Here is a 12,018-nt window from a genome sequence, read left to right as displayed (position 1 = left end):
CAAACACAACATCACCCGACTGAGCACCCATAAATTTACCTACATACTTTGAGCCAAAACGTTCCTTTTGCGCTCTGTTTTGAGGTGCTCAGTAAACTAAGTAGGAAGCAAAAAAATGCTCTATCAAAAGACACAGGAAAAAGACAATTGTGGGTTTGGGTTGATCGCGCATATTGAAGGGCAAGCCAGCCATAAGATTGTCAGAAATGCCATACATGGTCTTGCCAGAATGCAACATCGTGGTGCTATTCTTTCTGATGGTAAAACCGGCGATGGATGCGGATTACTCTTACAAAAACCAGAGCGTTTCTTCCAATTAGTTGCACAAGAAAAAGGCTGGCATTTAGCAAAAAATTACGCCGTAGGGATGCTATTTTTAAGCCAAGATCCCAATATTGCCAAACAATGCCGTCTCATCGTTGAAGAAGAGCTACAACGTGAAACACTTTCTATTGTCGGCTGGCGTGAAGTGCCTATTAACACTGATATTTTAGGGAGTATTGCCCTTTCTTCTCTTCCTTTAATCGAACAAGTTTTTGTTAATGCCCCCGCAGGATGGCGGATAAGTGATATTGAGAGACGACTCTTTGTTGCCCGCAGACGTATTGAAAAGCGCATTACTGACAATGATTTTTATATTTGTAGTCTTTCTAATTTAGTGACCATCTATAAAGGTCTCTGCATGGCCATTGATTTACCGCGCTTTTTTACCGATCTTGCCGATCTACGCATGGAATCTTCAATTTGTTTATTCCACCAGCGTTTTTCAACTAACACCACACCAAGATGGCCTCTTGCGCAACCTTTTCGCTATCTTGCTCATAATGGTGAAATAAATACCATTACAGGCAATCGTCAATGGGCAAGAGCGCGTGCCTATAAATTCCATACGCCACTTATTCCTGATCTACAAAGTGCAGCACCTTTTGTCAATGAGAGTGGCTCAGATTCAAGTTCACTCGACAATATGCTAGAACTTTTTCTCAATGGCGGTATGGATATTGTTCGTGCAATGCGATTGTTAGTGCCGCCTGCATGGCAAAACAATCCACAAATGGATGAAGATCTTCGTGCCTTTTTTGATTTTAACTCAATGCATATGGAGCCTTGGGATGGCCCCGCAGGCATTGTATTATCAGATGGTCGTTACGCTGCGTGTACGCTAGATAGAAACGGTTTGCGCCCTGCTCGTTACGTTATTACCACAGATAACATCATCACTTGTGCTTCTGAAATTGGTATTTGGGATTATCAGCCTGATGAAGTGCGAGAAAAAGGACGTGTAGGTCCTGGCGAGCTGATGGTCATTGATACTCATCAGGGGCGTATTTTGCACTCTGCCGAAACCGATGAAGATTTAAAAAGACGCCATCCTTATAAACTGTGGTTAGAGCGCAATGTCAAACGTTTAACGCCCTTTGAAGAGTTACCAGAACAACAAGCTACAGGACAACGTGCCTTTGATGACACTTTATTAGCCACTTATCAAAAACAATTTGCATATAGCCAAGAAGAACTTGAAAGCATTTTGCATGTGCTTGCAGAAAACGGGCAAGAAGCCACAGGATCAATGGGCGATGACACGCCATTTGCTGTACTTTCTCAACGCCCTCGGCTTATTTATGACTATTTCAGACAAAAATTTGCGCAAGTAACAAATCCTCCCATAGATTCATTAAGAGAAGCACATGTTATGTCTTTAGCGACCTGCATTGGGCGCGAGATGAATGTGTTTTGCGAAGCGGAAGGTCAAGCTCATCGACTGAGTTTTAAATCGCCTATTTTGCTTTATAGCGATTTCCAACAGCTTATTAATCAAGAAAGTCCTTATTACCAATCTGTTCATCTTGATATCACATATCAACCAACAGAATGCAACTTAGAAACAGCGTTACGCCAATTATGCGCAAAAGCACAACAGGAAGTTCACCGTGGTGCGGTATTATTGGTTTTATCAGATAGAAATATCACTAAAGAGCGATTGCCTATTCCTGCTCCTATGGCAGTTGGCTCGGTACAAAAAGCATTGGTAGATAATAACTTACGCTGTGATGCCAATATTATTGTCGAAACCGCTAGTGCCCGTGATCCTCACCATTTCGCCGTATTACTCGGATTTGGTGCTACCGCTATTTACCCTTACCTTGCTTATGAATCTTTAGCCCAACGTGTTGATAAAAAAATCCTGCAAGCAAGCTATGCCCAAGTAATGCTTAATTACCGCAACGGCATAAATAAAGGATTGTATAAGATCATGTCCAAAATGGGCATTTCAACCGTAGCTTCCTACCGTTGCTCTCAACTTTTTGAAGCGGTGGGATTAAATGATAGCGTTGTCGAACTCTGCTTTGCGGGCGTTGATAATCGGATTAATGGCGCTGACTTTAGTGATTTTGAACACGACTTATTTAATCTATCTAAACGAGCTTGGTTAACCCGTTACCCTTTAGATGCGGGGGGATTATTGAAATATGCACATAAAGGGGAATATCACGCCTACAATCCTGATGTCGTTCAAGCACTGCAACAAGCGGTAAATAGCGGGGAATATGCCGACTATCAGCATTATGCTAGTCTGGTACAACAACGCCCAATAACCACATTGCGCGATATGCTAGTCCTCAATAACAAGGCAACGCCTATCTCGATTGAAGAAGTCGAACCTGAAACAGAATTATTTAAACGCTTTGATACCGCCGCAATGTCAATTGGGGCACTAAGCAAAGAAGCTCATGAGGCCCTTGCGCAAGCGATGAATACATTGGGCGGCTTTTCAAATTCAGGCGAAGGCGGTGAAGATCCGGCTCGTTACGGTACTAATAAAGTCTCACGCATTAAACAAATTGCCTCGGGTCGTTTTGGCGTGACGCCTTCTTATCTAATGAGTGCAGATGTTTTGCAAATCAAAGTCGCACAAGGAGCAAAACCCGGTGAAGGAGGACAACTTCCCGGCGATAAAGTCACCCCTTATATTGCGCAATTACGCTACGCTGTTCCTGGTGTTACTTTAATATCACCACCACCTCATCACGATATCTATTCTATTGAAGATTTAGCACAGCTTATTTTCGACTTAAAACAGATCAATCCTACTGCACTGATTTCTGTAAAACTCGTATCAGAGCCTGGTGTGGGCACCATTGCTACGGGTGTTGCCAAAGCCTATGCGGATTTGATAACCATTGCAGGTTATGACGGAGGTACAGGTGCAAGTCCTTTAACTTCTGTAAAATATGCAGGTAGTCCGTGGGAATTAGGTTTAGTGGAAACCCAACAAGCGCTAGTGGCAAACAATCTTCGTCATAAAATTCGTTTACAAGTCGATGGCGGATTAAAAACAGGACTCGATATTATTAAAGCGGCGATTTTAGGCGCAGAGAGTTTTGGTTTTGGTACAGGCCCTATGGTCGCGTTAGGCTGTAAATACTTGCGTATTTGTCATTTAAATAATTGCGCAATGGGTGTTGCAACTCAAGATGAAACGCTACGTCGTAACCATTATCATGGATTACCTGAACGTGTTATTAACTACTTCCGCTTTATTGCACAAGAAACCCGTGAGTTAATGGCATTGCTCGGAGTACGAAAAATTACCGACTTAATCGGTCGTACTGATCTGCTTTCTTGTTTAGAAGGTGTGACAAGCAAACAACAAAAACTCTCATTAGGCGGATTACTAGAAACAGTGATATCCCCCATAGGTAAATCCCTTTATTGTCAGGAAAATAATGAAACTTATGATAAAGGTGAATTAAACCAGCGTATTGTTACTCAAACGATTGAAGCCGTTGAACAGCAAAAAAGCCAAACACACTATTTTGATATTCGTAATACAGACCGCTCTGTGGGTGCAACGTTATCTGGCATTATTGCTAAGAAATATGGCGAGAATGGGTTATCTGCAACACCTATAAAACTCAATTTTACGGGCACCGCAGGTCAAAGCTTTGGTGTCTGGAATGCACAAGGCGTTGAATTAACCTTAATCGGTGATGCAAATGATTATGTTGGCAAAGGTATGGCGGGCGGTCGTATTGTAATTTCGCCTCCAGTTGGTTCTGCTTTTAAAAATCATCATGCAACCATTATGGGTAATACGTGCCTTTATGGCGCAACAGGCGGGAAACTGTATGCTTCAGGCTTGGCAGGTGAACGTTTCGCCGTCAGAAACTCCGGCGCGATTGCTGTTGTTGAAGGCGTTGGTGATAACGGCTGTGAATATATGACGGGCGGTATTGTCTGCGTTCTCGGTAAAACAGGGATTAACATTGGTGCAGGAATGACGGGGGGATTTGCCTATCTATTAGATGAAGACCTCACATTATCGCAACGGATCAACACTTCGTCGATTGAGTTGCTTCCTGTTGCATCCTTTGCCATTCTCGCTGAACATCTACGTGGCATGATTGCAGAACATGTCAGACTAACAGGCTCACAGCAAGGAGAAAGATTACTTTCACAGTGGGAATATTGGTCACAACACTTCAAGTTGGTTAAGCCAAAGTCCAGTGATGTCAATGCGTTGCTTGGTCATCCTCGTCGTTCATCTGCTGAATTACGCGTTCAGGCACAATAGGAGAATATTATGAGTCAGAATGTGTATCAGTTTATCGACTTAAATCGTGTTGAGCCGACTAAAAAACCGTTAGCAATTCGCAAAATTGAGTTTGTTGAAATCTATGAGGCCTTTTCACCACAGCAAGCCTCCGCACAAGCTGATCGCTGTTTAGGTTGCGGGAATCCTTATTGTGAATGGAAATGCCCTGTTCATAATTACATTCCTAATTGGTTAAAGCTGGCAAACGAAGGACGTATTATTGAAGCGGCCGAGCTTTCTCATCAAACAAACAGTTTGCCTGAAATTTGTGGTCGCGTTTGCCCTCAAGATAGGCTTTGTGAAGGTGCCTGTACGCTTAATGATGATTTTGGTGCAGTCACAATTGGCAATATTGAACGTTACATCAATGACACCGCCTTAGCACAAGGATGGCGCCCCGATCTTTCTCACGTCACAATGACTGATAAAAAAGTTGCGATTATCGGCGCAGGCCCTGCGGGTCTTGCCTGTGCAGATGTTCTTATTCGTCAAGGTGTGAAACCAGTTGTTTATGATAAACATCCAGAAATTGGGGGATTACTTACGTTTGGGATACCCTCTTTTAAACTCGAAAAATCACTGATGATCCGACGCCGCGAATTATTTAGTGAAATGGGTATCGAGTTTTGCCTTAATACGGAAATAGGCAAGGATATCGCCCTAAATACCCTAATAACACAATATGACGCGGTTTTTCTAGGATTGGGCACTTATCACAGTTTAAGCGGTCATTTTCCTAATGAAAATGCTGATGGTGTTTATAGCGCCCTACCTTATTTAATTGGTAATACACGTTATTTAATGGGTTATGGTGAAGATCCTCAAACACCTTATATCGACCTTAAAGATAAAAATGTAGTGATATTAGGCGGTGGCGATACCGCAATGGACTGTGTGCGTACTGCAATTCGACAAGGTGCAAATAAAGTCACTTGTGTTTATCGTCGTGATGAAAGCAATATGCCAGGTTCAAAACGTGAAGTAAAAAACGCCAAAGAAGAAGGCGGCGAATTTTTATTTAATCTTCAACCTATAGATATTGAAGTTGATAATCAAAATAAAGTGGTTGGTATTCGCGTTATTAAAACTCAAAGTGATAAAACATTAACGCCGATTGAAGGAAGTGAGCATTTGTTATCTACTGATGCGGTTATTCTGGCATTTGGCTTTAAACCTGCACATTATCCATGGTTAGATGAAAATAATATTGAATATGCATCTTCAGGCAGAATTATTATTTCAGATAATCAAGAAATACCAAATCAAACAACAAATCCTAAAGTGTTTGCTGGAGGCGATATTGTACGAGGCTCTGATCTTGTGGTAACAGCAATAGCAGAAGGAAGAGAGGCTGCCGAAGGAATATTGCAATATTTATCATGTTAAATATTTTTTATTTCCGTTATTTTAAATAACAATTTCTCTTGTTTATTATCCCATTTAATTTAAGTGGGATAATTTTGCAATATTATCGGTGAAATTAATAAATAGTATTTAAGGATCATCAAGATATCAGACCAAATAATCATTCTCATTACCATTTAATATAATTTATAGAATAATATTTTGATAAAAAGCGATATTCTTTTTTGTATCAAAATAACACTCCTTATCTATAGTAAATATAATTTATTTTCGTATTTTTTACTTTATCTCTTTTTATTTAACCTTTTTGTCATCTTTTAATGATCATTGTTTTACAGCATTTGTTAATAACATCACAGTCTAAAAAAATAGATTTTATTTCGGCTATTAAATTTGATAACAATCAAATATTGTCAACCTACCAACTTCATAATGGAGTCACCTAATAACTTTACAGAAAAATATAATTTATTGATGTTAGGTTCGCTTTCATAATTAATAGTATTGTCATAATTAACTAGGGGATCACCATGGTGATGCAACTTATAGCCGTAGCCGTTATTATCGTAACTGTCTATTTGCTAATAAAAAAATATGAAACCCGAATGGTACTTATCGGTGCGGGTTTATTGCTTTGTATTTTGAGCCTAAGCCCATTAGATGCGTTTGCCGCATTTAGTGAGCGCATGGTATCTTCATCATTAATTCAAGCAATCTGTTCGAGTATGGGTTTTGCTTATGTTATGAAATATACCAAATGCGATATGCATCTGGTTCATGTTTTATCAAAAGTAATGACTCGTCTGGGCTTCTTCCTTATTCCAGCTACGGTTGTCGTAACGTATTTTATTAATATCGCAATCCCATCAGCAGCAGGTTGTGCGGCAGCGGTAGGTGCGACACTCATTCCATTATTAATCGCAGCACGTATTCACCCAGCTATTGCTGGTGGTGCAGTGTTATGTGGTACTATCGGCTCAATGCTAAGCCCAGGTATGTCGCATAACGCCTTCGTTGCTAACATGGCGAATATGGAAGTGGTTGATTTAATCGCTCGCCATAGCCCATATAGCTTAATGGCTGGTGGTATCGCAGCAGTTTCACTGGCGGTTGTCGCTTTAGTGAAAAAAGAGTTCAAAATGGCTTCTGTTGCGGGTGATGCATCATCTTCATCAGCACAAGCAACGCCAGAAGCTATTCGCCCTAACTACTTATATGCAACAGCACCTTTCATTCCATTAATCCTGTTAATTCTGCCATTCTTCGAGACTTTCAGTACATTTAAACTGTCTGTACCAGCGGCAATGTTAATCGGTTCTATCTATGCTCTGTTCATCACATTAACTAACCCAGCTCAAATTACGAAAGAGTTCTTTAAAGGTATGGGTAATGCTTATGGTGATGTATTAGGTATCATCATTGCAGCAGCAGTATTCGCAGCAGGTCTGAAAGCATCTGGTTTAATCGACGCGTTCATCAACTTCTTAACTCATTCTCCTGAATTCGCTCGCTGGGGTGGTACTTTAGGGCCATTCTTAATGGGTATTATCACAGGTTCTGGTGACGCAGCAGCATTCGCATTCAACGAAACAGTAACACCTCATGCTGCACAATTCGGTTATGAAATCCCAGACATGGGTATGGCAGCGGCATTATCTGGCGCGTTAGGTCGTACTATGTCACCACTGGCAGGTGCAGCAATTGTTTGTGCTGGTCTTGCAAACGTAAACCCTATGGAAATCGCAAAACGTACTGCACCGGGTATGATTATCGGCGTCATCGCTGTTGCGTTATTCATGTTATAAGTGGAGAAATGAATATGTCAGCAATTACACTAGAAAAATTAATTAAATGGCGTCGTGAGTTTCACCAATATCCAGAAATTGGTTGGTCAGAATTTTTAACCACAGCAAAAATCGTCAAAGAACTACGTAGTTTAGGTTTAGAAGTTAAAGTTGGCCCAGACGTTATCAATCAAGAGTTTGCTTTTGGTCGCCGCCGTCAAGTCGTTGAAAAAGGTCTAGCTGTTGCAAGAGAGCATAAAGTTGATGAAGCTCTACTTGATGAAATGAAAGAGCTAACTGGCTGTGTGGCTATCTTTGACAGTGGTAAAGCAGGCCCAACAGTAGCACTGCGTTTTGATATCGACTGTGTTGGTGTTAACGAAGCAACAGAAGCAAAACACCGTCCTCATGCAGAGAACTTTGCTTCTTGTCACGCAGGCGAAATGCATGCTTGTGGTCACGATGGACACATCTCTATCGGTTTAGGTGTTGCTCACTGGTTAGTTGAGAATAAAGATAAAGTGGTTGGTAAAGTTAAAATTCTATTCCAACCAGCAGAAGAAGGTGTTCGTGGTGCTCGTGCAATGGCAGAAAGTGGTATCGCAGATGATGCTGATTACTTCTTAGGTGCTCACTTAGGCTTTATCGCCAACAGTGGTGAAATTGTTATTAACCCAACACATTTCTTATGTACCACTAAATATGACTTCCGCTTTAAAGGCGCACCATCTCACGCAGGCGCAGAGCCAGAACTTGGTCGTAATGCTTTAGCGGGTGCTTGCCACGCGGCAACACAAATGCTGGGCATTTCTCGCCATGGTAAAGGAATGTCACGTATCAACATCGGTGTATTAAAAGCCGGTGAAGGCCGTAACGTCACCCCAGCTAACGCAGAAATGCAAATTGAAGTTCGTGGTGAAAATGAAGAGATCAACAGCTTTATGGCTGCAAATGCAGTACGTATGGCTGAAGGCGCAGCACATAGCTTCCAGTTAGAAATGGAAAGCGAAATCATGGGTGAAGCCGTTGACTTGACGAATGACCAAGAACTGATTGATGTTATGACCAAAGTTGTGGGTAAACATTCTGAGCTAACTGCGGTTGCAACTCGCCCATTCGGTGGTAGTGAAGATGCAACAGTATTAGCAAAACGTGTACAACGTTGTGGTGGTAAATCACTGTACTTCGTTGTTGGTGCCGATAGAACAGCGGGTCACCACCAAGCAGGCTTTGACTTCGACGAAAAACAATTAATGACTGCAGTTAATCTTTACACTGGTTGTTTAGAAGAACTGCTGAAATAATTTCAGCCCAATCATTAATTTAAACGCCCTATAGAAATATAGGGCGTTTTTTTATGTACAAAAAAACCCAGTTCAAATGAACTGGGTTTTTCATTAATACAAATAAGATAATCTCTTATTTCACTACACGCAATGATGGACGACCTGTAGGACGAGGTGGCTCTGGATCATCATCTGGTGGCGTTACATCATCAGAAACAGGTTTATCCGTTACTAATGATAAGACTTCGCCAACAGGAGCATCTGGTGTTTCTTGATGCTCATCTTCAGCAAACTGTAATGATGCGCCAGATTCATAAGCAGGCTCTGGCTCAAACATCATTCCCGCACCGTTTTCTCTCGCATAAATAGCCATAACAGCAGCCATAGGCACTCGCACTTTACGAGGTATGCCACCAAAGCTTGCACTAAATAAAACCTGATACGGTGTTAACTCTAATTCATCTACAGCACGAGATGAAATATTTAGTACAATTTGACCATCATGCGCATATTCCATTGGGACTTGAACACCGACAACATTCACATCAACAACTAAATGTGGTGTTAAATCGTTTTCGATGATCCAGTCATAATGCGCACGTAATAAATGCGGACGACGCGGAGACATATCCATAATCTCCATACTTAATTACCCTCTTGAAGGTAAGCGCATCTCACGCTCTGCTTCGGTTAATGACGCGAGGAAAGAATCACGCTCAAAAACACGCTGCATATAAATTTGTACATCTTTAGCGCCAGCACCACTTAAATCTACACCGAGCACTGGTAAACGCCATAACAGAGGAGCAAGGTAGCAATCTACTAAGCTGAACTCTTCACTCATAAAGTAAGGATATTCTTTAAACACAGGAGATACAGCCAGTAGCTCTTCTGCTAACTGTTTACGAGCGGCATTTGCTTGCTGTTCAGTTCCTTTTTCGATGGTGTTCATTAAAGAATACCAATCATGCTCGATGCGATGCATCATTAAACGGCTGCTACCACGAGCAACAGGATAAACTGGCATTAAAGGAGGATGAGGGAAGCGTTCATCAAGGTATTCCATGATGATGCGTGAATCATACAGAGTCAGCTCACGATCAACCAAAGTCGGTACACTTTGGTAAGGGTTTAGATCGATAAGATCCTGTGGAAGATTACCAGCTTCAACCTGTTCAATTTCAACACTGACACCTTTCTCCGCTAGGACAATTCTGACCTGATGGCTGAAAATATCAGTCGGACCGGAAAACAAAGTCATTACCGAACGTTTGTTGGCAGCGACAGCCATGAAAACCTCCAAGTTAATCAATTAAAGAAATGAATTAGCACAATGCCTTTTCCATTTCCCCATTCCTAAAAGACAAGCACACAAACGCAGTAGACCTAAATAAACATTTAAGCTATTAACTGCATTGGGTAACTACCTGTATAACAGTGTTATCGTGGGATAATCATATTTTACAGGGTTAAAAACTCACCTGTCTTTGCGGCACATATCATTATCAAGTAATACCAAAATAATCATTCAACAATCATATTGTCATAATAATTTTGGTATGACTTTCAAACTCATCACTGGTATTACGATCAATATACCCATTGGCAACATGATGAAGTCATAGAAAGAAAGACATCAAAGCTCGCTATTCTACCAGAATTCATGTTACTTAGGGGGGCTAATGCAAATAATTCAACACAATATGCCACACTACCTTAAAAGTAAGATTATAATATCAAAAAATGAAATTATTTAGAGATAACATCTGAAAAATAGACTTTTTAATACTATCGTTATCTTACATATAGCCTGTTTTATGAGTAACAGCCTCATGTATTAGCAACATTATGTTTTTATTATTAATAAGCACAAATAAGTTAAAAATAAAAAACCCGCCTGTGAAGACGGGTTTTCAACATCAAATTGATATCTAAAGATAACAAATTAACGTTTAGAGAACTGTGGACGACGACGTGCTTTACGCAGACCCACTTTCTTACGTTCAACAGAACGCGCATCACGGGTTACGAAACCAGCTTTACGCAGATCAGAACGTAGAGTCTCATCATATTCCATCAGTGCACGAGTGATACCGTGACGGATCGCGCCAGCTTGACCAGAAATACCACCACCTTTAACAGTGATGTATAAATCTAATTTACCCAGCATATCAACTAATTCCAGCGGTTGACGAACAACCATACGTGCTGTTTCGCGGCCGAAGTAAACTTCTAGGCTACGTTTGTTGATTACGATATTACCGCTACCTGGCTTAATGAAGACACGTGCGGAAGAACTTTTGCGGCGACCTGTGCCGTAGTATTGATTATCAGCCATTGCCTATTATCCCGATTAAATGTCCAGAACTTGCGGTTGTTGTGCCGCGTGGTTGTGCTCAGATCCTGCGTAAACTTTCAGTTTACGATACATCGCACGACCCAGAGGCCCTTTTGGCAGCATGCCTTTTACCGCGATTTCGATTACACGCTCAGGACTACGGGCGATCATCTCTTCGAAAGTCGCTTGTTTGATACCACCTACGTGACCAGTATGACGGTAGTAAACTTTGTCAGTACGTTTATGACCAGTTACCGCTACTTTCTCAGCGTTTAAAACGATGATGTAATCACCAGTATCAACGTGCGGAGTGTATTCCGCTTTGTGCTTACCGCGTAAACGGCTAGCAATTTCAGTTGCTAAACGGCCTAAAGTTTTGCCGTCTGCATCAACAACGTACCAGTCGCGTTTTACGGTTTCTGGTTTAGCTGTAAAAGTTTTCATTATTGAAAATTACCCAATGTTTAGTTACACGTTGGTGAACGCTCGGTTCAAATACTATTGAGGTTCACACGACTCTTGTGTCCAGCAAACCTACCCCTTCGAGTAGCACTGCTGACTCTAAAATGCGAGTTTTTTGGGAAATAAAAAACTTGCTGCAACGTGGGGTCGCAAGATTATAGAGAAGTCAGAAAAAAAAATCGAGTC

8 protein-coding genes are annotated in these 12,018 nt (G+C 41.2%); 4 read left to right on the top strand and 4 right to left on the bottom strand.

The features are described 5' to 3' along the window. Window positions 1-115 precede the first annotated feature (115 nt). The 4 genes from gltB (at window position 116) to JEP71_RS06635 (ending at window position 9,050) form a co-directional block, all read left to right on the top strand. A complete protein-coding gene (gltB, locus tag JEP71_RS06650; RefSeq protein WP_198625952.1) occupies window positions 116-4,576 on the top strand; it encodes a glutamate synthase large subunit in 4,461 nt (1,486 codons plus the stop codon). A 9-nt stretch (window positions 4,577-4,585) separates the two neighbouring features. After that, window positions 4,586-5,983 carry an FAD-dependent oxidoreductase gene (locus JEP71_RS06645; protein ID WP_198619283.1) on the top strand — a complete coding sequence of 466 codons (1,398 nt, stop codon included), beginning with the start codon at window positions 4,586-4,588 and terminating at the stop codon, window positions 5,981-5,983. A 509-nt stretch (window positions 5,984-6,492) separates the two neighbouring features. Beyond that, window positions 6,493-7,767: a C4-dicarboxylate transporter DcuC gene (gene dcuC, locus JEP71_RS06640; RefSeq protein ID WP_109371925.1), complete on the top strand. Its 1,275-nt coding sequence runs from the start codon at window positions 6,493-6,495 to the stop codon at window positions 7,765-7,767. 14 nt (window positions 7,768-7,781) lie between these two features. Beyond that, window positions 7,782-9,050: an amidohydrolase gene (locus JEP71_RS06635; RefSeq protein WP_109371927.1), complete on the top strand. Its 1,269-nt coding sequence runs from the start codon at window positions 7,782-7,784 to the stop codon at window positions 9,048-9,050. A gap of 115 nt (window positions 9,051-9,165) precedes the next feature. Here JEP71_RS06635 and sspB read toward each other — a convergent pair whose 3' ends face one another. The 4 genes from sspB to rplM all read right to left on the bottom strand — a co-directional run bounded on the left by sspB (window position 9,166) and on the right by rplM (window position 11,814). Beyond that, entirely contained in the window at window positions 9,166-9,675 is a 510-nt protein-coding gene (gene sspB, locus JEP71_RS06630) for a ClpXP protease specificity-enhancing factor (RefSeq protein ID WP_160229959.1), read from the bottom strand. A 6-nt stretch (window positions 9,676-9,681) separates the two neighbouring features. Further along, on the bottom strand, window positions 9,682-10,323 hold the full coding sequence (gene sspA / locus JEP71_RS06625; protein WP_023582862.1) for a stringent starvation protein SspA: 642 nt from the start codon (window positions 10,321-10,323) through the stop codon (window positions 9,682-9,684). Window positions 10,324-10,977: 654 nt separating this feature from the next. Beyond that, window positions 10,978-11,370, bottom strand: coding sequence for a 30S ribosomal protein S9 (rpsI, locus tag JEP71_RS06620; protein ID WP_004245284.1), 393 nt, complete (start codon window positions 11,368-11,370; stop codon window positions 10,978-10,980). 15 nt (window positions 11,371-11,385) lie between these two features. Further along, window positions 11,386-11,814: a 50S ribosomal protein L13 gene (rplM, locus tag JEP71_RS06615; RefSeq protein ID WP_006535327.1), complete on the bottom strand. Its 429-nt coding sequence runs from the start codon at window positions 11,812-11,814 to the stop codon at window positions 11,386-11,388. Window positions 11,815-12,018: the final 204 nt, after the last annotated feature.

It is taken from the genome of Proteus sp. PR00224 (assembly GCF_016238105.1).
Classification (GTDB): domain Bacteria; phylum Pseudomonadota; class Gammaproteobacteria; order Enterobacterales; family Enterobacteriaceae; genus Proteus.
Note: the sequence above shows the minus strand (reverse complement) of the source record. Positions and strands in the feature narration are given on the sequence as shown.